The following is a 21,916-nucleotide window of genomic DNA, read 5'->3' as shown; positions in this document are numbered from 1 at the left end:
TTTATAGTGAATGACAGAAAATAGACAACAGCGTTTCCGTTTCAGTGAAGCACCCATCTGGGATTTGCAGCGGATGTATTACGAAGATCTAGGATTAAAGGCATGGAATAATGATCAGGTTCCGCAATATATTACGAGCAACCCGATGATTGGCACAGCTTATGCGGAAATGATCTTTGGATTTCTGCAAGATCGGGCCGGAAAGGGCCATATTTCTGAACCCGTTACGATCCTGGAGCTGGGGGCAGGCGCGGGACGCCTCGCGTTTCATGTGCTGCATCAATTATGCGAGATGCGTGATTATGCGGGAATTCCACTTCCTCCATTTCGATATGTGATGACCGATTTGCCTATAAAAAATGTAAAGAGCTGGGAGCAGCATCCCGCTTTGCAGAGCTATATCCAGCAGGGGATGCTGGATTTCGCGCGCTTTGATGCGGTGAATGACACGGAGCTGAATCTGACGGTGTCAGGTACAACGATACGACAGGGAGATTTAAAGCAGCCCTTGTTAATTATCGCAAACTATTTTTTTGACGGTATCCCGCAAGAGCTGATTTATGTTGGTGAAGGCCATATTTTTGATTGCGATGTTATCGTCGAAACACCGGATACATCGGAAAACCTTACAGCGTCGGAAGCTCTGCAGCAAATGAAGCTAGAATATGAGTACCGCCGTGCGCCCGAATACGAAGAAGAATCATACCCGTATCGTGATGTGATTGCACTATATCAGCAAGAGCTGGAGGATTCGCATATTCTGTTCCCTGTGGCAGGACTGACTTGCTTAGAACGGCTGAACCAGCTGTCTGAGGCAGGATTTATGCTTATTACGGCGGATAAAGGCGATCACCGTCTGGATAACTTTAAATTTGCAGAGCCTCCTGAGTTAATCATTCATGGAAGCTTTTCTTTCACGGCTAATTATCATGCCATACAGCATGTGTTGGAAGAGAAGGGGGCACATACTTTATTCACAACGCATCACTATAAAAATTTAAACGTAGGCTGTTTCTTTATGATGGAAGCACCTATGAGCTACACGAATTCCAGGCTGGCATACCGGAGCTTTATCGAGCGTTTCGGGCCGGATGATTTCTTCAGTATGAAGGAATGGGTAGATCCTCTTCTGGATACGATGGGACTGCAGCAAATTCTCGCATTTTGGCGGCTGGGCGGATATGACGCGGAGTTTTTTATTCAGAGCGCAAAGCAAATTTCAGCTCTACTGCCTGAGGCAAATGACGAAGAAATGCTCGATATTCAGCGGGGAATACACAAGATGTGGTCTGCTTACTATATCATGGAGCAGCGCTATGATCTGGCTCTGGATGCTGGACTTCTGCTTTTTGAAATGGACATGTATGAGGATTCGAAGCATTTTCTGGAGGCATCCCTTGAAGCGGATGAAGATGAACCTGTTCCGACGGTTCTCTACTGCCTCGCCATTTGCAGTTATGAGCTCGATCAACTCGAATTAGCAATAGCATATACACGCGAGGCGCTGGTTCTGGAGCCTGATCATGTGGAGGCACTGGATCTGCTGCGTGCTTTGACCGGCGAGAATTAATATTTCAGGGTTCGATCCTGAGGTGCCGCTTGTAAACGCATCGTTCTATAAATAGAAAAGACCCGTAAGAGAGTCACTTTTGTAAAGTGTCTATCTTACGGGTCTTATTATATCTGGTTCTCATCTATTATTGATCATAGGGATTAAGCAAGAGAAGGCGTTATTGTCTGTGTTTGAGCCTTATCAATTGTCTCCGAGGAACCTGATTGCAGCTGATACATTTGATAATAGCGACCACCATGCTGCATGAGCTCATCATGTGTACCACGCTCGACGATTTCGCCGCGATGCAGAACGAGAATCTGATCAGCACTGCGGATGGTAGATAAGCGGTGTGCAATGATAAACGTCGTCCGGCCTTTTTTCAACACCTCAAGGGCGGATTGAATCAGACTTTCTGTTTCCGTATCGATATTGGCTGTCGCTTCATCAAGGATCAGAATTGCAGGATCGTAAGCCAGGGCACGTGCGAAGGAAATCAACTGCCGCTGTCCTGCAGACAAAGTGCTTCCCTTCTCAACCACAGGCTCGTCGAATCCTTTGGGCAGATGGGCGAGAATCCGCTGTGCACCTACATCGCGGAGTGCTTTTTCAATCTGCTCCCGTGATATTTTCTCGTCGCCGAGACTTACGTTTGAGGCGATGGTGCCCGTGAACAGGTAAGGATCCTGCAGCACGATACCCATATGATGGCGGATCCATTGCTTCGGAAGATCCGTGACATCCTGGCCGTCGATAGTGATGGTTCCTTTTTGCGGGTCATAGAAACGGAACAGCAGATTGATGATCGAGCTTTTGCCTGAACCCGTGTGGCCTACAAGCGCGACCGTCTGTCCTTGCTTCGCTTCAAAATTGATATTTTTCAGCACATAGTTTTCCTTCTTATAAGCAAAGGATACGTTTTTGAACTCGACATTTCCCTTGTAACGCGGCATCGTGCCATCGGTTACGTCTTCACCAGGCTCATCCATGAGCGTGAAGACGCGTCCTGCGGATACCATCGAGGAATCCAGTGCTGCCAGCTGATTCACCATACCGGTGATGGGCTGAAACAGACGGCCGAGAACATCCACAAAGGCGTATAAGACACCAAGGGATACCGCAGTTCCGCCTGAAAGCGAACCAAAGCCGAAGTAAGCGAGTATGACCGCAAAAGAAAAACTGCGGAGCACATTAACCAGATTATGTGTAGTAAATGCGTTCAGATTCAGCATTTTGTTCTGATGCTTCATATAATCATCATTCAAGGTTTCGAATTCTTCCCGGGTCTGCTTCTGCCGGCGGAAAACGCGGATGATAGACATTCCCTGAATGGACTCATTGATAATTGCATTGATCTCACTAAGGCGCGACCGGATGATCGTATTGTATTTGGTAGCGAACTTCCGGTAGAAGATGATCCAGGCAATCAACAGCGGGACGATAAACAAGCAGACCAGTCCGAGCCGCAGATCCAGCAGGAAGAGGGCAATATAAACGCCTGTTATATAAATGACCCCGGAGCTGAAATTGGCGAGAACAGCTACAAAAAGATCCTTGACCGCTTCCGTATCATTGGTAATCCGGGAAACGACCTTACCGGCAGGCAGCGTGTCGAAGAAATATACCGGCAGTCGCTGCATATGCGCATACACATCATTTCTAAGTTTTTGAATAACCTTATTGGCCGAAGATTGAAGCCAGTAGGTTTTGCCGAATTCTGTGAAAATGCTGATGATCAGGAAGATACAATACAAACCGACCAGCTTTAAAATCCCCGGGATTTCCGGTTTGTAAAAGGAATATAGATCGGTGGCTGACAGTTTCTGTGCAGGATACTGTGATACTTTGTCGCCGTACTTGATCGTCATTTGGCCGTCCGAAAAGGTTCGTTCACCTTGAGGCTCTGCCACAGCCTGATCGATAAAATAAAAGCTGCGACCGGATTGCAGGAGCTGAATCTGGGAACCCTTGCTCTCGTCAGCATCAAAGCGGTCGCCCCGCTTGTAGTAATGCCCGTTATATTCGGCGGCTTGCTCAGCCGATGTTGATTCAAAATAAGGCCGTTCGATACCGAGCATATGATCATCGATCATGCTCTTGGCTATAAAAGGTCCGGCCAGTTCTGCGCCTACGCCGATGGCGAGGGCGATGAAGGCGGCAATGAAAATGCCTTTGGCGGTAAGAGCGTATTGAAACAGACGCTTTCCCGTCCTGGGATTAGGAGTCATAGGATGATTCCTCCTCGCTCGTCAGATTGTTTTCGACCTGCTGGCGTTCAAATTGTTCTCGGTACCATCCACCTCTGGCCAGCAGCTCAGCGTGGGTACCTTCTTCGATGATGCTTCCTTCATCCAGCACCACAATCCAGTCCGCATGTTCAATGGCGGAAAGACGATGGGTCGAGATCAGCGTGGTTTTTCCGGAACGGTGCTCACGGATGTTATCAACAATGCGTGCTTCGGTCCGTGCGTCAACAGCAGAAAGGGCATCGTCCAGGATCAAAATGTCCGGATCGGATATGAATGCCCGTGCGAGCGATACGCGCTGCTTTTGACCACCTGACAGGGACACGCCTTTTTCACCAACGAGAGTATCGAGTCCGTCAGAGAGTGTATGCAGATCCTTATCGAATGCAGCGGTGGAAATGGCCTGCATAATAACTTCATCGCCCGCTTGATGCTTGCCGAACTGGATATTTTCACGGACGGATTTGGAGAACAGGATTTGCTCCTGCGGTACATATCCGACCCAACTGTGCAGCCGATCCTTGGCTATCAGTTCAATGGGGGTATTGGAGATGAGAATCTCACCGGTACCCGTTGGATATTCATGAAGCAGCTGCTTCAGCAGTGTTGATTTGCCGCTGCCCGTACGTCCAACAACACCCAGCGTTTGCCCGCGGCGCAGGTTCAAGTTTACATGCTTCAGGTTATCAACCGTGGAGGTAGGATAACGGAAAGTGACATCTTTTAAAGAAATGGTATCCGGTGAATCCACGTGAGATGGATGCGGTACATCCTCTACATCGGGAACGACGGATAAGGTCTCATCCACACGGTCCAGAGAAGCGCTGCCGCGCTGCATGACGTTAATCAGCTCGCCAATGGCGAACATTGGCCAAATCATCATCCCTAGGTACATATTGAACGATACGAGATCTCCCAAGGTAATCTGGTTCTTGAATACAAGATAAACGCCAAAGGCCAGGCCAATGACATAACTGAGGCCTACACAGAGCCGGATGGTTGGCTCGAACAGCGCATCCATTTTGGCAACCCGCATATTTTTGCGGTATACATCATCTGCAATATCCTGAAAACGGCGCTCATCGGATCTTTCCTGAACATAGGCACGGATGACGCGCACACCTGCTACCGATTCCAGTACCTGGTCATTCATATCACCGAAGGCGTCCTGTGCTTCTGTATAGCGTTCATGAACCATCTTGCCGTAGATTTTCATGGCCAGTGCTATGAAAGGCAGTGGAAGGATGGCTGCGAGCGTCAGCTTCCAGCTGATGAGAAATCCCATCGCGAACAGGATCACGGTCAGATAGGCTGTTGAATCGGTCATAACAAGCATGCCGAATCCGGCTGTATTGGCTACGGCGCGCAGGTCATTGGTCGCCCGGGCCATAAGGTCACCGGTACGGTTCCGTTCAAAAAACGGTGGAGTCATGCGCAGCAGTTGATTCATATAACGGGAGCGCAGGATGCGTTCCACCAGGTTCGCACCTCCAAACAGTTTGTGCATCCATATGTACGTGAAGATGTAGATCAGGATTAGAGTCACGATGATGAGACTAATGTATTTTGTGAGTGAAGCCCAGGTGATGGAGCCGCGGACGATTTCGTCAATAGCGTTTCCAAGCAGCCGGGGTGGGAACAGCTCACCAATTCCGCAGATAATCAGCATGAACAGACCGATCAAATAGCGCTTCTTTTCCTGGCGGAAGAACCAGCCCAGGTTTTTAAGTACGGAAAACAATACTTTCACTTCCTCTCTTGTTGGGTCAATCCCGGTAAATGCTGCGGAGTACAAAGAAATTAAAAAAAGGCATATCGCCCGTGTATTCGGACGATATGCCTTGCAATCCTTAACATATATCATACGCACGGTTGATGATAACAACCCGCGCCTCAGGAATGGTTAATATTCAATGCTCCAAAGTCTGTTTCCAGGCTTCAAAAGTCAATTCCACCAGCAGGGTTGCACCGATATTCAATTGTCGTTTGGTTAAACTGATCATGAATGAAATTGAACACGTTACTCACCCTTTCTTTGGTAATAATTTGAATTTGGACCTCGTATGCAGAGAATTTTATCACCCTCCTCACAACTATGTCAATTTATATTTTCAGGAGTTGATCGATTAATGTTATGATATATTGTATGTAGATTATTTTTGGACTCGCACAAAATTGATGAAGGGAATGAAGCCTGATGAAACTTCGGATCAGTAACGACGCGGCAAAATGGTACATCAAGGAACTGGGGCTGCAGAATGGCAGCGCGCTGCGCTTCTTTCCCCGATACAGCTCGGGTGGGGGACTCCATCCCGGTTTTTCGCTTGGCATATCGGTAGAAGATCCTGAACGTCCACTGCTTAAGGAAGAGTTGGAAGGAATTATCTTTTTTATGGAGGAGCAGGACGGGTGGTATTTGAGAGGTTATGACCTGGTAGTTCGTTACCTGGAATCCCAGGACGACATTGAATATATTTATGAGGAAGATCAGGGAAATACAACTTCGAACGCCGGGTAATTTAGAATATGGTTTGCGGAAGGAGGGAGAAGCTTGTCTCATTTGGACCGTGATTTCCGCCAATACATTAAAAAAACGTCCAAAATCACCATACAGGTAGCTATCCTTGTGATGAATAAAGACAAGGAAGTGCTGCTGCAGCAGAGGGCGGGGGCTGAGGAATGGGGGCTTCCCCTCGGTTCGATGACACCTGGAGAATCGCTGGAAGACGCTGCCCGCAGGGAATTATGGGAGGAGACCGCTCTGACGGCGAAGGATATGACTTTGTTGAAGATGTTTTCAGGCCCTGAATTCAAAAAGGTGAACAACAGCGGGGATGAAGAATTTTTAGTCATTGCGCTATATGAAGCGAAAGGGCTTCAAAGCGAGCTGGAATTTAAGGCGGATGTAAACAAGGCGCTTCGCTTTTTCACAGAACCATGGTCAGCGGTGGATCTGCTCTCCATGACGCTTCTGAGCAGTCTTCGATCATTTACGGATTAAATTCCAAACCGTGTAAGCCGCAAAAAACTCCTTTCCATGAGGAAAGGAGTTTTTGACTGCGTATACGATTCCCGTGAACCAGGATTAAATATGATGGGTAAAGTTATCGGCTTCCACAGCAAACTGAAAGTCATCAATATCAAATACCTGTACAGGTACCGAGGCATCAATGATGCGGTGAATCAGCTCCGGCTGATCCGTAAGCAAAGGTGCCTGTTCCCGCTGGGAAACAAGCAGCAGCTCGGTTTCGACAGGATCGAAAAACTCACCATATGGAGCAGTATCCATGGCATTGACCACGGAAACGCGTGTAGATTCTCCGATCAGAATATACGGGCTTTTAGCCCATGGCATGTTGAGAGCTTTTTGAATTTTCTTCTTATTTAGCGGCTCATCGAGATAATCTACCAATTCCCTGATTTTCTCTTTTACATGGTTGTCATCTTCGTTGTTGCTCATCAATGGCTCATCACTTGCTAAAAATTCATAAAGCTCAAGCAGGCTGGTATACGGTATCATATATTCAACCGGCACGGGAGTCAGCAGCAGTTCTCCGTATATGGCTAGCATGACCGCTTCCGTAACGAATTGTTTTGGCATTTGGGGCCTCCTGAGTTCCCTGCGATAGCGGCAGGGTCTTTGGTTACATGGCTTATGGTTCAATGGAACGATGTTGTAACTTAAAAATATCTAATCATTGTAAGGAGGAAATGTCAACCGGGTGAATCGGCTGTTCACTCGGGTAATATAGATTTACCGCCAAATGGCATGTGTTTGAAGAAGAAAGGGGAAGTGCAAGGCATTGAGTCACTGGAAAGCATATTATCAATTTGTTAAACCCTATACGAAGTGGATTGTCCTGACTCTGATCATTGGGATGGTGAAATTCGGGATTCCGCTCACCCTGCCGATGATCCTGAAATATGTCGTCGATGATCTGCTCATGAATCCCAAAATGACAGTTCAGGAGCAGGCATCGCAGCTGTTTTTAATTCTCGGCGGCGCATTGTTTCTGTTTGTCATTATCCGTGGACCCGTTGAATACTTGAGGCAGTATTTTGCCCAGCTCATTACGAGTCGTATCCTGTTCGATATGAGGAATAAGCTGTATGCGCATTTGCAGCGCCTATCATTGCGGTATTATCAGAATACGAAGGTCGGAGAAGCGATATCGCGTTTTGTTAATGACGTGGAGCAGACGAAAAACATCGTGGAAGTCGGCATGATGAATATCTGGCTGGACATGTTTACGCTGCTGTTTGTCCTTGGAGTCATGTTCTATCTCAATCCCGTTCTTACGCTGGTGTCAATTGCGATTCTGCCTTTTTACGCCATTGCCGTTAAAATGCTGTACAAAAGGCTCAAGAAGCTGACCAAAGACCGCTCCCAGGCACTGGCAGGGATTCAGGCTTATCTTCATGAACGAATTCAGGGGATTTCAGTAATTCGAAGTTTTACTCTCGAGCGTCATGATCATCAGCAGTTTAAAAATATTAACCAGAACTTTCTGAACAAGGCGCTTGCTGCAACCCGCTGGAATGCGCTGACCTTCTCGATTATTAATACACTCACAGATATTGCACCACTGCTTGTAATCGGGTATGGTGGCTATCGCGTTATCAATCATAGTCTGACACTAGGTACCTTTATCGCATTTTTCGGTTATTTGGACAGGCTGTATGCTCCGCTTAAACGGCTGATCAACTCCTCAACCGTATTAACCCAGGCGTCTGCTTCACTGGAACGTGTCATGGAGCTAATGAACGAGCCTTACGATTTTGTGGATGCTGCGGATGCCAAAAAGCTGGATACGCCTGCACGCAATATCACTTTTGACGGAGTATGGTTCAAATATAACAACGATGGGGATTGGGTGCTTAAGGATGTAAATCTTGAGATTAAGCATGGACAGACGGTAGCTTTTGTTGGCATGAGCGGTGGAGGCAAATCCAGTCTGATCTCACTGATTCCGCGGTTTTATGATATCCAGCAGGGAAGTGTACGCATTAACGGCGAGGATGTGCGGAAATTAACGATGGAGAGTGTCCGCGGTTCGGTCGGGATGGTGCTGCAGGATAACTTTCTCTTCAGCGGCTCCGTAAAGGATAATATCTTAATCGGAAATCCAGATGCGGATTCATCCAAGGTAGAGGCGGCCGCGGCTGCAGCCAATGCCCATGAATTCATCATGAATCTGCCCCAAGGTTATGATACAGAGGTTGGGGAAAGAGGCGTCAAGCTCTCGGGAGGACAAAAACAGCGGATTGCGATCGCACGCGTGTTTTTGAAAAATCCGGATATTCTCGTTCTTGACGAAGCCACATCGGCGCTTGATCTGGAGTCCGAGCATTTGATCCAGCAAGCATTGCAATCTCTGTCCGTCAATCGTACGACATTGATTGTTGCGCACCGATTGTCGACGATTACCCATGCAGACCAGATTATTGTGATGGAGCATGGTACGATTACCGAACAGGGTACCCATGCGGAGCTGATGGCGATGGAGGGCAGCTACGCAAGACTGTTTAATGTGCAGCATCTCGAAGTGTAACAGCATTTGCCATGGTTTGAGAACTTATACAATTCAAAATAAGAGGTTAGCGGAATGTTCCCTGCTAACCTCTTTTTGTTTGAATGGACAATCGGAATTGGCTTGTTTAGATGATCTTTCGTGTTAAAAAACAAGTACGAGCATTTGATTATACTCTGCCGATGATAAGGGAGAGAATTCCTGCCGCTATCAGTGGACCGACTGGAACACCTTTGAAAAAAGCTACACCAAGAACGGTTCCGATCAGCAAACCGGCTACAATCGTAGGGTTTGCGGCCATGAGTGAAGCTCCGCGACCACCAAGATAGGCGACCAGCATTCCGATCACAATAGCGAGCAGTGATTTCCAATTCAAGAACGATTCGCCAATGGTCTGCAGGCTCATCTTTCCACTGGCCAGAGGCGTCATCACCCCAATGGTCAAGATTACAATGCCAAGAGTCAGTCCGTTTTTTTCGAGCCAAGGAAATAGCTGCTGGAGATGAAGAACCCGCAGCAGAAGCAGAACAATCATAGCGATCGTAATTGGTGTATTGCTGCTGATGATGCCCAGTGCTGCCAGAATCAGCAATATCAATGACGTCATATCCAACCCGCTTCGCCTCCCGCATTCAGTAATGACAAAAAATACCCTCTATACAGCAGTATTCTTATTGCAGTCAGAAAATATCCATATGCAGGAAGTGTTACTTCGTAGCGGTGATATGTTCGGCAATCCGGACACCGTGCTCGCGTCCTGTCTCGATAAATACTTCATTGGCGTTGCGCCCCGATGCGATAACACCTGCGACATAGAGTCCGGGCACATTGCTTTCCATCGTTGATGTATTATAGAGCGGCTTTTCCATGTCGCCGTCAAGTTCAACACCACAGGAAGACAACAGCTTGCGGTCAGGACGGAAGCCGGTGAGGGCAAGGACGAAATCATTATCCACCTTGCTGATTTCACCGTCTTTGCTTTCAATAGTAACGGAGTCCTGTGAGATCTCCGTAACATGAGACTGAACATGGACGGTTATTTTGCCCTTCTGTACCATGGCTTCGAACACTGGTCGTACCCATGGCTTGATATTCTCGGACACCGTTTCGCCGCGATAGACCATATCGATTTTGGCGCCGACGCGAATCAGTTCCATGGCTGCATCAACGGCTGAGTTGCTTCCTCCGATAATGGCAACTTTCATACCGCTATATGGATGTGCCTCACGGAAGTAGTGCGTAACTTTGTCCAAATCTTCTCCCGGTATGCCAATATAGTTGGGATGATCAAAATAACCTGTCGAGATGACCACGTTGCGGGCTTCATATTGATGATGGGTTCCCGTGCGGTCAACAGTTTCGACTACAAAGGATTGATCTCCTTTACGCTCAAGAGACAGGGCTTCTTCATACTGTGAAATGGCAAGATCGTAATGTTCTGCCACCTTCCTGTAATAGGCTAGCGCCTCATAGCGGAATGGCTTTTCATTTGAAGTAGGAAAAGGGATATCCCCAATTTCGAGCATCTCAGCCGTACTGAAAAACTGCATATGAGTCGGATATAGAAATATGGAATGCACTAGGCAATGCTTTTCAATAATCCGTGTGGACAGCCCTCTGCGTTCGCATTCAATTGCGGCCGATAATCCGCAGGGGCCGGCTCCAATAATAATAACGTCTTGCATGGTTTGTTCCTCCTCTGACTATAAACAATTCACTTACCATCGTATCGTAATTTACTGACAAAAACCAGCAGCTTACCCGGGATTTAAGGTTGACAAAAATGTGAATTGACACATGACATTTGATGAATATATAATTAGACAAACATTAAATTAGATAAACATGAAATTAGATGGTGGATAACTATTTAATCCCCGGGGAGTGAAGAGATGCAGCTTGAGAAAATCGTGAACTACCACAAAGCATTGGCTGATCCGACCCGGCTTCGTATTTTGCTGCTGCTGTCGGAAGGGGAGATGAACGGTCAGACACTGGCAGAAAAATTGAACATTTCACAGCCGACGGTCACTCACCATGCAGCCAAGCTTAGAGAGGCGGCACTTATTACAGAGCGACGTGAAAAGAACACGGTTTATTTTGCCCAAAACCGCTATTTTATCCAGCAGCATGCAGAGGCATCACTTCATTTGATTTTCAAGGAAGGAGGTAAGGAAATGTCAGAACCCGTGAATGAAAATGTAAAAGCAGCGGTGATTCGCAATTTCTTTGCGAAGGACGGCCGTCTGCGCCAAATTCCTGCCCAGTATAAGAAAAAGTTGATCGCATTCGAGCATATGATCGAACAACTGGAGCCAGGACGCAAGTATCCAGAGAAAGAAATTAACGAGTTTATCAAGCAATACCATGATGATTTTGCCACAATCCGAAGAGAGTTTATTATGCATCAATTTATGTACCGGGAAGACGAAATCTATGAGCTTAATCCGCGAGAGCTGTGGACACATTGGGAGAACGTCAAATAAAAGGGCTTGACAATGATTGGCTAAACTGGTTATGATGTCAGCATATGACAGGAAAGGAGACGATAAAACATGAAAAATAACACATTATTTGTATCTGGCGTTCGTTATGCATGTATATCGGTCTCCTTTCATCGGCTTAAGAAGGTTCCCATGTTCTAATACAACATGAGGGATACCATTTTTATATGCCGCGGAGACCTTATGTCTCCGCGGCTTTTTTTATTGCGAATGTATGCAATAACCCCGGAGCGATAAGCTTCGGGGTTTTTTCATAAAAAAACAAACAACATTTTTTAGGGGGATTTTATTTGAATCAATTGAAGCAGTACGGTTGGAATATGTATTGGGAGAACAACTGGAGCAAAGAGGAACGCAGTCTGCACAAGCCGGGACGGATCATCGCGGATCACGGTCAAAAGTACAGGGTGTTCACGGATGAAGGAGAAGTGTGGGGCGAAATGTCCGGCAAAATGCAGCATACTCTTCAAAGTAAAGGCATAAATCCTGCTGTTGGCGACTGGGTTCAGCTGCATATGCTTGAAGGTGAGGGCCGAGCCATTATTCACAGTATTATCGACAGAAAGACCAGCATTTCCAGACAGAAGGCTGGTGCCAAATCGGCACAGGAACAATTGATTGCTGCAAATGTCGATGTACTATTCCTAGTGACTTCACTGAATGATGATTACAATCCGCGGAGGATGGAGCGTTATCTGATCATGGCCTGGAATAGCGGCGTGAATCCGGTCATTCTTCTGAGTAAAGCCGATCTGTGTGATGATGCGGAGATGAAGGCTGCGGAAATGGAATTGATTGCACCCGGGGTGCCGGTACATGTAGTTAGTGCGCTTGAGAATATGGGGAAAGATGCGGTTACCAGTTATCTGAAGGAGGGTGTGACGGTAGCACTTACGGGCTCATCCGGCTGCGGTAAATCGACGATCGTTAACTGGTTGGCGGAATCCATCGAGCAAAAGACGCAGGGCATCCGTGAGGAGGATAGCCGGGGACGGCATACGACCACCCATAGGGAGCTGTTTTTGCTGCCACAGGGAGGACTGATGGTGGATACGCCGGGAATGCGGGAGCTGCAGCTCTATGATGATGACGGCGGAGGATGGGAGCAGGTGTTTGCCGATATCGAAACGATCGGGGAAGGATGCCGATTCACGGACTGCCAGCATGAGAATGAAGCGGGATGCGCCGTTCTTGCAGCTGTTCATGACGGGGAGCTGGATGAGAAAAGGTTGCAGAATTACCATAAGACTCAACGCGAGCTACAGTTCCAGATTAAGAAGGAGGCGCGCACCCTTAGGAAAGTCAACCGGAAGGATCACTCTGCGAAGGAGCCGGTACGCCGAAAATCTGCGTTTTGGAACAGCCGCATAAGTGAGGAGTGAGGGGGCTCACCGGAGCTGAATAATAATGGTATATATTGGATGTAAAGGCTTTCCTTTTAAGTTATAATTAGGCTTGCCCTACCAATATATAATATAAAGGAAGCTGCGGGAGGTGGAGAGAGTGGGTTTTTTACACTTATTTTGGGGATTTCTGTTTCTGATTGATGTCCGCATTAATGGTTTTGACATACTGCCGGATGTGGTCGGGTATGTGCTCTTCTTTCTCGGTTTCATAAAACTGGAAAGCAAGTCGCTGCATTTTCTCAAGGCCAAAAATATGTCCGTTGTCATGATCATTCTTTCGGTGATGTCCCTCGTCATATCGTGGGCATCACTCCAGTCATGGTTGTTCTACTTTTTGTTTAATGCCGTGCTCTACATCCTAAAGCTGTACATTGTATTTCATCTTTGCTATGGCATCAGCGAGCTTGCCGGCCGCAGAGGCTTGCATGAATTTCAGAACAAGGCGATCCAGCGCTGGAGATGGTATATCATCGTCATCACTGCAACTTTTCTCATTTTGCTGATTGCGCCGCTCGCACCGCTGCTTGCCGTAATTCTGGGAATCCTCCTGATCCTGGCATCCCTTGTTATTTATATTTTAATGATGCTTTTAACACTAGAAGCAGAGCAGGTGCTGCATAGGTAAAAAGCGTGATTAAAAAGGATTTATGCGGGTAAATATGTAAAACAGGAAAATAGTTCCTGAATGAATCTTAAGGGAGAGGCTTGATATGTCCATTGATCGGTTTATTTTAAGAAAACTGGACTCCTGCCCGGAAGAACATACTCGCTCCAGTTTGCTTCAGTTATTCAAGATCCGTATTCAGAAAGCACAAAACGCAGTGGAATGGTATTCCTTCAAATAATAATGATACGCATGTATCCATCATGGGGAGTCTTACATAAAGGCTCCTTTTTTGTTGCAGACAAAAAAAATCCCTCTTAATAGAGGGACAGTGCCAATGTGTCATTTTCACTTTTGCTGTGCAAAATGGCTTCAGAGCCTTCGATTTCGATGCTGATCAATGAATTCAGGCATTTTTGTAATGCTCTTTTACCGTATTGGAACTTATTTTCTAAGGTGCCGCTTAGCAGCTTTAATATTTTTTGGACGGATTGTTTGTTTTCACTGCTGAAGTATACTGGGACCAGCTTGTTTTGGAAACTAATTAACATTCTCATAGAAAAATCACCTCATTCGTGTTATTCCATATCTGTATTCTAAACCCCGATTATTAAAAATACCTTAAAGAAAGCTTATAAAAACTTAAATTGCACACAATTTTCACAGATTCATAGAGATTTTCATGGATATAAATGAAGTGAAATTGTCATTTCGATCTTACTTGAAAAAGGATATTTTATCATAAACAGGAATGAAAAATAAATGGAAATGATTCTCTGAACCTATTTTATTTTTGAGTATAATGATTTATTCTAGTTAATTTGTCACAAATTGACATGTTTGCGCACGAGTGATACATTATCATAGAAGTTATTGTATCTTATGAATCATAGATTTACAGAGAATGTGAGGTGTAAAATATTGATTCTGACCGTCATCAAAAGCCGCCAGCAAAGAGACTGGTTTGATATCGATGTTCCGGACGATTATCCCGTCATTCAATTGAAGGAAATGCTGGGAATGAGGGTGTACGGGGAATCGCCTCAAGCAGGCCAACAATATATATTGGAAGGAAAATTTCCGGACGGGCTCTGGTTTACGATCCGTGATTCACAGGATATCGCCGAAGCAGGTCTTCGGGAAGGCAGCCTGATAAGGCTTCAGCGCGCTTTCTCCACAACGGATGAAGAAGCTCCCGTATATGGGAAAAGAAGCCTGTTTCAAAATGATTCTATTGGGGTAATGGGGGATTAAGAGAGCAACTTTGGAGAAAAAAACACGTACAAAATACATAGAATGTTTTTGGAAGCTAAAGGAGGAGCTGACGCATCGTGAATGTGTTGTATCAACGCTCGCCAAGAATCAAGCCAACGCTGAAAGAAGAGATAATCGAAATATTGAGACCGCAGAATGAGCCAAATAAGCCTTCATTCTCTCTCATTTCCATTCTACTTCCGGCGGTAATGACGATATTCAGTATTGGATTTTATATATATATGAATCTGACCGGAAAGATGGGCAATTCCAGCTATATTATGTTTCAGATGGTTTCTGTCATGATGATGCTGACATCTTACACGATTCCTTTCTTTGTCTATCTAGGCAACAAGAAGAAATATAAGGAACAGCTGAAGGAACGTGTCCGTGTATATCATGTGGAGCTGGACAAACACAGGGAAGAATTAACCATAGGGCATAAGGAACAGGTGAATGTGCTTTTCGAAGTTCACGGTGATCCTGATGTCTGTTTTCATGTTGTCAAAAACCGCAGCAGCGTGCTGTGGGAACGTTCCTTTGAGGATGATGACTTTCTGCATACGCGTATTGGTACAGGAAATCTTCCCTTTTATATGAAGGTGAAGGTTCCCCGTCCGGACGGCTATGTAAAAGATCCGCTGATTGAAGCGGCACAGGAGCTGGCAAGTGAATTTGAAACGGTTCCGGATGCTCCGGTAGCGCTGCCGCTGTTCCAAGCGAAAGTCATTGGTCTCGTGGGGGACCGGGAGGCGGTCATGAATTCGCTGCGGGTCATGATTGCCCAGATGGCTGTCCGGCATTCACCGGACGAGGTGAAGCTCGCCGCCTTTTACGAGGAAAAGGATGCAGAGGACTGGGACTGGATGAGATGGCTCCCGCATACATGGGATGAGAACCGGGGCCAGCGCTATATGTCTGACCGGCGCAGCAGTACCCACCAGCTTGCGGATGAATTGTTCCAGCGTCTGATGCGCCGTAAAACATCACGTAATGAGAAAAAGAAGAAAACCGTTGAATTGCCGGTGCAGCTTGTCCTTCTGTCGAGCAGCCAATTGATCGAAGAGGAGCCGCTGCTTCCACTTCTGCTGGAAGAACCCGGAGAGGTTGACACCTGCACCATCATTTTGTCGGATCGCAAGGAGACACTGCCTATGCAATGCCATTTGATCGTGGATGTTAGCAGGGAGCAGGGGCATTACTCCTTAAAGCGTGAGGACGGGGCATTTGATCAGATGAGTTTTGTACCGGATATCCTTACGCTCGAAAGGGCAGAGGCTTTATCACGTTATATGGCCCCAGTCCGGTTGAAACGTTCCTTGGCATCGGATATACCGGATGTACTGTCTCTGTTTGAAATGATGAATATGAAAACCGTATCGGATCTGGATGTGCAGCAGCGCTGGAAAAATAATCGTTATCCAGAAAGCCTCCCGGTCCCGATTGGCGTCCGTGCCGGCGGTAAAAAGATCAATTTGAATATTCATGATAAAATAGAAAGACAAGGGCATGGTCCGCATGGACTGATCGCGGGGACAACCGGGTCAGGCAAAAGTGAGGTTATTCAGTCCATTGTAGCCTCTCTAGCCGCAGAGTTTCATCCCCATGACCTGTCTTTCATGTTAATTGATTATAAGGGCGGAGGTATGTCCAATACGTTCATCGATCTGCCGCATGTTGTAGGAACGATTACCAATTTAAGCAGCAGTTTGATGGAAAGAGCCCAAATATCACTTAAGGCGGAGCTAGTACGACGCCAAAAAATATTGAATGATGCCGGAAATCTGCAGCATATCGATGAATACTACAAGCAGTTAAGACGCGGAGGGGGAGAACCTCTTCCGCATCTGGTCATTATTATTGATGAATTTGCACAGCTCAAAAAAGATCAGCCCGAGTTCATGGATGAACTGATCAGCATAGCGGCTATAGGCCGAACACTGGGTGTCCATCTGATACTTGCGACTCAGAAACCGGCTGGCGTTGTTGACGATAAAATATGGAGTAATGCCCGTTTCCGCATTTGTCTGCGCGTACAGGACGAAGGTGACAGCCGGGACATGCTCAAAATTCCGAATGCAGCCTGGATCAATAAGCCGGGACGAGGCTACCTACAGGTGGGCAGCGATGAGATTTTTGAAGAAATGCAGTTTGCCTGGAGTGGTGCACCTTATGTGGAACAAACGGATTCGCCGGGGCGGATCGTCCCGACCGAAATCTCTTTGAACGGAAAACGTGAAAATCTGCTGGCAACCAGCATGTCCGCAGCGAATCTGCAAATGGAGCAGCCGCCAAAGCAGCTGCAGGTCTTTATAGACAAACTGGCAGAAGCAGCAAACGACGCCGGAATCCCGCGTCTTCAGGGACCGTGGCTGCCGCCGCTTCCGGACAGACTTGAGCTGGAGGATCTGGCTGGCATTACAGGAAACCTGCAAGTCAATGAGCTTGAAGGAATCGTTGGTGTTATTGATGATCTGCCTAACCAAAGCCAAAGACCTCTTCATATTTCGATGCAGATGGGACACTGGGCAGTATATGGAATGCCGGGTCTCGGCAAGACGACATTTATACAGACACTGTTTATGTCACTGGCAGGCCGCTATTCTCCACTGGCGTGGAATGGTTACATCGTGGATATGGGCCGCATGATGCGTGATTTCACAGGACTGCCGCATATTGGCGGTGTGATGATGGCAGAAGAGGATGACCGGATCAAGCGCTTGTTCCGTTTTCTGGTGAAGACGGTTTCCCGGCGCAAAGAAATGTTTGCCGAGGCAGGCGTGAAAACTGCTGCTGCTTATCGGCGTTCTCAGATGACCGTTCTTCCGCAGCTGCTCGTGATCATCGATGGTTACTTGAATTTCCGGAATTCATTTCCTGAAGAAAATGAGATGCTGGAATTTATTTTGCGTGAGGGCGGTAACCTTGGAATCACGTTCATGATCACCTCAAACCGTATATCTGATATTTTTGAAAAAGTACGGAGCAATATTGCCAATGCCGCAACCTTTGAACTCGCGGATGCTGCAGATTATTATTACGCCGTTGGCAGACCGGCCAGGAACCCTGGCTCCATGCCTCCGGGCAGAGGTTTAGTGAAAGGACATGTACCACCGCTTGAGTTCCAAGCAGCGCTGCCGGCAGCGGGCGATGATGAAGCAGTACGTTCCATTGCGCTCCGCAACCAGATTCAGAGCATCGCTCAGCATTATCCCAATGAACAAGTGCCGAAGATTGAAAAGCTGCCGGAACGTATTCTGCTTCATGAGCTTATGCCGCATATGGCAAGCTTTAAGCCAGAACTTTCGGGGAAATCTTCGTTTAAAGTACCTGTCGGATTGTTTACGGATGATCTGGAGCCCTTTGAACTGGACTTGAAGGAAGGACCTCATTTCATCATTGCCAGCCCGATGGAGGGAGGTAAAACCTCTTTTTTACTTGCGTGGATGCTGTCGTTGGCATATCATTACTCACCGGAGCAGATGCTTATGTACACAGTGGATTCCCGTTATGGAAGCCGTGGTCTGTCGCAAATTAAAGAGCTTCCTCATATACAGGGCTGTGCCGCGAGGGAAGAAGAGCTCTCTCTTCTGATTGGGCATATATATGAGCAGGTGCAGCGACGTGGAAGTGAAGAGACGGAAGAACCAGCCATTCTGCTGGTGATCGATGATGCCGACATTCTAGCTAAGCAGTTAAATGATTTTACTATAAAGGAACAGCTCGGAGCCATTGTGAGGCTCGGACGCGACCGGAATGTACATGTTCTGTTATCGGGTGTTCCGGCTGACTTTCCAACGTTCGGGGTGGAATGGTTTAATGATGTGAAATCTTGCCAAAGCGGATTTCTTTTCGGGACTTTAGACCCTAATGATTTATCGTTCTTTCGGATTCCTTTTTCGGAGTCCAGTAATGCCCCTGGCAGCTTGAAAATTCTTCCACCGGGACAGGGGTACTACATTAAACGGAAATTTGCCAGGGTTAAAGCTGCAATTCCGTTCGGTGACCAATGGGACAGCGATCAATGGGTCACAGAAATTCGTGACCGATGGCATGTTGTTGTTTGAGGGGAGGTGGCTCATAATGTTGACGATTCATGCTTCCAAACAGGATACAATTACACTTGATAATAAAGAATTCTTTTTCCTGGCAGGAATTCTGGGTTCAGACCGCCTTTTAGGCATAGAAGACCCTTTTCAAGGATATCTGGCGGAGGAAATTGCCGAAGAATGGGATGTCGTCAAAGCATCTCTTCTGGAAAAGGGTTACCTTATAGAGGAAGACAACGGTGTCGAGCTTGCCATGCCTCCAAAGGTATTCTCGCGAGTGGCCATAGCAGGTTTAGCTGAACGCTCCTGCTGGTTAAGGTATAAGCAAAATAATGAAACTTTCGAAGGTTATTTGCATGCTACAAATGAACGTGTCGTTCAGGTCTGTAAATCCGAAATGGATTTCCAATATAAACTTGATGAGCTGGGAACGGTGGATGAGGCTTGCGGCAGATTGATAGATGAGATGGATTTAAAGGATTATGCCCCTGCGGATACACCGGCCCTGCTGCTCTCCAAAAAGAAATTCGGGGAAATATACAGCCGCGCTTCGACTCTCACTTTGGATGAACTGAGTGATGAGCTTGCCGCGGCTACGAATGATATGGAAGGTTCAATTGCGCTTGCCCGCTGCATGAAATTCCGTACAGTAGAAGGCGAAATGCACTTATCCACATGGAATGGAAGCAGCTGGGAGACACAGAATGCCGCATTTGTGGTTAATGATTCAATGAATTGGCTAGTCCGCATGAGCATGAGCGGGGATCAAGACTGGTTGACAGCCAGTCCTGCCAGCAAACAACAATTTCAAGAGATGCTGCTTCTTTGGCTGAAGCAGTCCGCTGAATCAGATGGAAGGTGATGATCCGTGCGTATTTCTGTTGAACCGGAAGCACTCCGGGCATTAAGTCGTCAGTTGGAGCAGAGTGGCGAGCAAATCCGCCAAATTACGGCTTCTTTAAATCAGGCTTTAGGATCGTTAATATGGGAAACTTCTATCCGTCAATCTCTCTTGAATCAGTGGCAAACCGCCAACCAACAGGGAGAACAGCTCTATGCCCTGCTTAACGAAATGGGAAGAAATGTGCTTAATAAGGCAGGCCAGTTTCAGACCGCAGATCAGCAGCAGCATTCTATCATGGGCAATTCTGCATTCTATAATTCCCCGGTTGCCAGTTTTCGTGCTGCCGGTATACAAGGCAGTGGTTCGATTCTCCCCGGTTATGGCGGACGCAATGTCCCGATCTCGAATCCGTCTTCTGCAATTATGGCTGTACAGGGACAAGGATCAAGTGAGGACGGGGTTGATGTCGGCTGGGGCTATCAGGGACCGACTCCAGCAGGCTGGGCTTCGCTGGGCTATGGTGCTCTAATGCTGGGAACGATGGTCAAAAGCGGATTCAATGTCAATATGAGAAATAATGGGGCAGTTGCTACGATCAAGGGCGCGCGTTCACCATATGCACTGAATGAAGGCATTAAGGGAACACGTTACACGCTCAATAATGCGGCGAAAAATCCTCAGGTTTGGAAATTTGTTGATCCCAAAATCGCTGCCAAAGAGTCTCTTTCTATCAAGGGGATTGGCGGAAAGCTTGGTTACGCTGGCCTTTTATTTGATACAGGTGTATCCGGATTTCAGGATTATAAGCGCGGAGGCGCAAGCCGCGCGGCAGCCAGTGTATTGGTGAACGGAAGCTTGGGTCTAGGGACTTTGGCAAGCAGTGCCGCGATTGGTGCGGCGGTTGGTTCCGCGGTTCCTGTAGCTGGTACGGCTGTAGGTGCGGTGGTAGGCTTGGCTTCAGGTGTGATCATATCGGCGGTCACCGATATTGAAATTAACGGAAAATCGCTAAAAACTTATGCGGTAGACGGAGTAGATGCGGCGATCGACGGAACCGTTGAAGTGGCGAAGGTTGCAGCGGAAGGGATCGGCCATGCAGCGCAGGAAACCTTTCATGCCGTTTCAGATTCCGTAAAAGCCGTATCTCATGGAGCAAGCGAGCTGGCGGATCAAGTGAAAAATAAAATCGGCAGTCTGGGCAAGATGTTTGCCTGATGTAAAGGAGTGAGGGATCGTTGAACAGCAGTGTTCCTCAACAAAAGCAAAGTTCCATAGATGATTTTACCGGGGTTTATCCGCTCCATATCATACGATCTCAGACCGTGAGTCTGCTCCTGCTCCCTAATTTGCTGCTTCTCATTTTGGCCTTTGCAGATCCCTTTACCCCTTTATGGGCGTGGGTGCTGCTGGTTCCGCTGGCTGTATTGGATGTTTTGGGCCTCTTGATATTGATATCGCCTGGCAGAATGCAAGTATTCCATTTGTTGTTTCTGGGAGTGCTTGGATTATTGGGCTCAGCAGCCTTTACGGCGGCTGCGAACAAGCTTGCATATGCCACCTTGGGTATGACATCACCTTGGTTTCTGATCGTATCCGGGGCGGGGTATTGTATCGTTTTCGGACTTCTGTATCGGATTCATATGAAACTTTTATATGGCGGATATTACTCCCGTGAAGAAAATGAGACCGTGTCAGGTAATGGCAATGGGCTAAGAAAGTCACAAGGCGTCATTCTGGCATGCTCCGGGGCAGGGGTTCTGATCGGGAGTGTGCTCGTTAAAACCTTCGGGGGCTACAACATCAAAGTGATGCTGATTATCATGCTTCTTTTACTATTTGCGTTGGCATATATGATGCTAGCCGGTAATCTTCACAAGTATATTTTGATGAAGAAAAGAGGCTAATATTTCAGTCTTTTCCCAGAAA

The 21,916-nt window shown here is 47.0% G+C and carries 18 protein-coding genes; 12 read left to right on the top strand and 6 right to left on the bottom strand.

Going from position 1 to position 21,916, the window contains the following annotated elements; translation table 11 throughout:
* Positions 1-10 precede the first annotated feature (10 nt).
* Positions 11-1,570, top strand: coding sequence for a tetratricopeptide repeat protein (locus tag KJS65_RS11780; protein WP_213649984.1), 1,560 nt, complete (start codon positions 11-13; stop codon positions 1,568-1,570).
* Positions 1,571-1,713: 143 nt separating this feature from the next.
* On the opposite strand, the gene KJS65_RS11775 is transcribed toward KJS65_RS11780, so the two are convergent.
* On the bottom strand, positions 1,714-3,780 hold the full coding sequence (locus KJS65_RS11775; protein ID WP_213649983.1) for an ABC transporter ATP-binding protein: 2,067 nt from the start codon (positions 3,778-3,780) through the stop codon (positions 1,714-1,716).
* Positions 3,770-5,539 carry an ABC transporter ATP-binding protein gene (locus tag KJS65_RS11770; protein WP_213650777.1) on the bottom strand — a complete coding sequence of 590 codons (1,770 nt, stop codon included), beginning with the start codon at positions 5,537-5,539 and terminating at the stop codon, positions 3,770-3,772. Before KJS65_RS11770 ends, KJS65_RS11775 begins: the two co-directional genes overlap by 11 nt.
* 456 nt (positions 5,540-5,995) lie before the next feature.
* Here KJS65_RS11770 and KJS65_RS11765 point away from each other — a divergent pair, with 456 nt between their 5' ends.
* Together KJS65_RS11765 and KJS65_RS11760 are read left to right on the top strand one after the other, a co-directional pair.
* Complete coding sequence (locus KJS65_RS11765; RefSeq protein WP_213649982.1) at positions 5,996-6,316, top strand: HesB/YadR/YfhF family protein; 321 nt, start codon at positions 5,996-5,998, stop codon at positions 6,314-6,316.
* A 33-nt stretch (positions 6,317-6,349) separates the two neighbouring features.
* Entirely contained in the window at positions 6,350-6,799 is a 450-nt protein-coding gene (locus KJS65_RS11760) for an NUDIX domain-containing protein (protein WP_213649981.1), read from the top strand.
* 84 nt (positions 6,800-6,883) lie between these two features.
* On the opposite strand, the gene KJS65_RS11755 is transcribed toward KJS65_RS11760, so the two are convergent.
* Positions 6,884-7,399 carry an ADP-heptose synthase gene (locus KJS65_RS11755; RefSeq protein ID WP_213649980.1) on the bottom strand — a complete coding sequence of 172 codons (516 nt, stop codon included), beginning with the start codon at positions 7,397-7,399 and terminating at the stop codon, positions 6,884-6,886.
* A gap of 202 nt (positions 7,400-7,601) precedes the next feature.
* On the opposite strand from KJS65_RS11755, the gene KJS65_RS11750 reads away from it, so the two are divergent.
* On the top strand, positions 7,602-9,350 hold the full coding sequence (locus tag KJS65_RS11750; protein WP_213649979.1) for an ABC transporter ATP-binding protein: 1,749 nt from the start codon (positions 7,602-7,604) through the stop codon (positions 9,348-9,350).
* A 148-nt stretch (positions 9,351-9,498) separates the two neighbouring features.
* Here the strand turns inward: KJS65_RS11750 and KJS65_RS11745 are convergent, their stop codons facing one another.
* Both KJS65_RS11745 and KJS65_RS11740 read right to left on the bottom strand, forming a co-directional pair.
* Complete coding sequence (locus KJS65_RS11745; protein ID WP_213649978.1) at positions 9,499-9,942, bottom strand: DUF441 domain-containing protein; 444 nt, start codon at positions 9,940-9,942, stop codon at positions 9,499-9,501.
* A gap of 94 nt (positions 9,943-10,036) precedes the next feature.
* Positions 10,037-11,014, bottom strand: a complete 978-nt coding sequence (locus tag KJS65_RS11740; RefSeq protein WP_213649977.1) for a YpdA family putative bacillithiol disulfide reductase — start codon at positions 11,012-11,014, stop codon at positions 10,037-10,039.
* A 207-nt stretch (positions 11,015-11,221) separates the two neighbouring features.
* On the opposite strand from KJS65_RS11740, the gene KJS65_RS11735 reads away from it, so the two are divergent.
* The 3 genes from KJS65_RS11735 (at position 11,222) to KJS65_RS11725 (ending at position 13,864) form a co-directional block, all read left to right on the top strand.
* Positions 11,222-11,815: a DUF2087 domain-containing protein gene (locus KJS65_RS11735; RefSeq protein ID WP_213649976.1), complete on the top strand. Its 594-nt coding sequence runs from the start codon at positions 11,222-11,224 to the stop codon at positions 11,813-11,815.
* A gap of 308 nt (positions 11,816-12,123) precedes the next feature.
* A complete protein-coding gene (gene rsgA / locus KJS65_RS11730; protein ID WP_213649975.1) occupies positions 12,124-13,215 on the top strand; it encodes a ribosome small subunit-dependent GTPase A in 1,092 nt (363 codons plus the stop codon).
* Between the two features lie 121 nt (positions 13,216-13,336).
* Positions 13,337-13,864, top strand: coding sequence for a hypothetical protein (locus KJS65_RS11725; protein WP_213649974.1), 528 nt, complete (start codon positions 13,337-13,339; stop codon positions 13,862-13,864).
* A 296-nt stretch (positions 13,865-14,160) separates the two neighbouring features.
* On the opposite strand, the gene KJS65_RS11720 is transcribed toward KJS65_RS11725, so the two are convergent.
* Entirely contained in the window at positions 14,161-14,400 is a 240-nt protein-coding gene (locus KJS65_RS11720) for a hypothetical protein (RefSeq protein WP_136604810.1), read from the bottom strand.
* A 364-nt stretch (positions 14,401-14,764) separates the two neighbouring features.
* Here KJS65_RS11720 and KJS65_RS11715 point away from each other — a divergent pair, with 364 nt between their 5' ends.
* From KJS65_RS11715 to KJS65_RS11695, 5 genes are all read left to right on the top strand, one after another.
* Entirely contained in the window at positions 14,765-15,097 is a 333-nt protein-coding gene (locus tag KJS65_RS11715) for a ubiquitin family protein (RefSeq protein ID WP_213650776.1), read from the top strand.
* A gap of 77 nt (positions 15,098-15,174) precedes the next feature.
* Positions 15,175-19,164 (top strand): type VII secretion protein EssC, encoded by a 3,990-nt coding sequence (gene essC, locus KJS65_RS11710; RefSeq protein WP_213649973.1) that lies wholly within the window; start codon positions 15,175-15,177, stop codon positions 19,162-19,164.
* A 16-nt stretch (positions 19,165-19,180) separates the two neighbouring features.
* Entirely contained in the window at positions 19,181-20,008 is an 828-nt protein-coding gene (locus KJS65_RS11705; RefSeq protein ID WP_213649972.1) for a hypothetical protein, read from the top strand.
* A 6-nt stretch (positions 20,009-20,014) separates the two neighbouring features.
* Positions 20,015-21,205 (top strand): WXG100 family type VII secretion target, encoded by a 1,191-nt coding sequence (locus KJS65_RS11700; RefSeq protein ID WP_213649971.1) that lies wholly within the window; start codon positions 20,015-20,017, stop codon positions 21,203-21,205.
* A 20-nt stretch (positions 21,206-21,225) separates the two neighbouring features.
* Positions 21,226-21,894, top strand: a complete 669-nt coding sequence (locus KJS65_RS11695) for a hypothetical protein (RefSeq protein WP_213649970.1) — start codon at positions 21,226-21,228, stop codon at positions 21,892-21,894.
* Positions 21,895-21,916: the final 22 nt, after the last annotated feature.

Source organism: Paenibacillus sp. J23TS9 (assembly GCF_018403225.1).
In the GTDB taxonomy this organism is placed as follows: domain Bacteria; phylum Bacillota; class Bacilli; order Paenibacillales; family Paenibacillaceae; genus Paenibacillus_AQ.
Note: the sequence above shows the minus strand (reverse complement) of the source record. Positions and strands in the feature narration are given on the sequence as shown.